This window comes from Sphingomonas sp. FUKUSWIS1 (assembly GCF_000733135.1).
Classification (GTDB): Bacteria; Pseudomonadota; Alphaproteobacteria; order Sphingomonadales; family Sphingomonadaceae; genus Sphingomonas; species Sphingomonas aerolata.
This window is the reverse complement of record NZ_JPJC01000200.1, coordinates 1-694: the sequence shown is the minus strand read 5'-3', so window position 1 is coordinate 694 and position 694 is coordinate 1. Positions and strand designations below refer to the sequence as shown.

Sequence of the window (694 nt, the reverse complement as noted above, 5' to 3'; positions counted from 1 at the left end):
CGGGCGCGCTCGCGCGCGTCGCGCCGGGGGTGCGGACGTTGGCGCGTTCGACTCCCCAGGCGGTCGGCTTCGCGTCGACCCTGGCGACGAACCAGATATCGACCTCCGCGGGCGACCAGTAATGCCGGGTGCGGACGCGGCCGACGATCTTGCCCTGCTCGGGAAATAGCGTCACCTCGGATCCCGCGGTGCCGAGCTCGCCCATGATCTTGCGCGTCACGTCGAACAGCAGATGCGCGTCGCCGCTGTCCGGAAAGGTGAAGCGGTACAGCGCAGCATGGTGCGCGGGCGCGATCTCGACGTCGGTGTCATAGCGCGCGAGCGTCACGCGGTAGCCGTCCGCCCGCGCGCGTTCGTCGCGCTTGGGCGAGAGATGCTCCGCCTCGGTCGTCGCGAGCGGCCCCGTCTGCGGCGAGACGAGGAACGTGCCATAGCTCGGCACCCCGCCCGACCCCTGCGTATGCAGCTGCGCGAACCCGCTCAGCGGTGCGGCGCGGTCATAGCCTGCATTGCTGGTCGCCGCGGTGATCGTGTTCGGGCTGGGGTGGATCGACCCCGCGGGCAGCGTCGGCCCCGGGATCGTGTCGCCCTCGTCGTCGTCCCCGGTACCGATCAGGGGATCGACATAGTCGCTGAGCGGCAGGGGATCGCGACCCGGCCCCGGTGCGGCTGGTGCGGCCGCCGCAAGCGCCAC

Annotated in this window: 1 pseudogene; it reads right to left on the bottom strand. The window is 71.8% G+C overall.

Features of this window, described 5'->3' with window-relative positions:
* Window positions 1–694 (bottom strand): annotated as a pseudogene (locus sphsw_RS19825) (GH92 family glycosyl hydrolase); the annotation flags it as partial.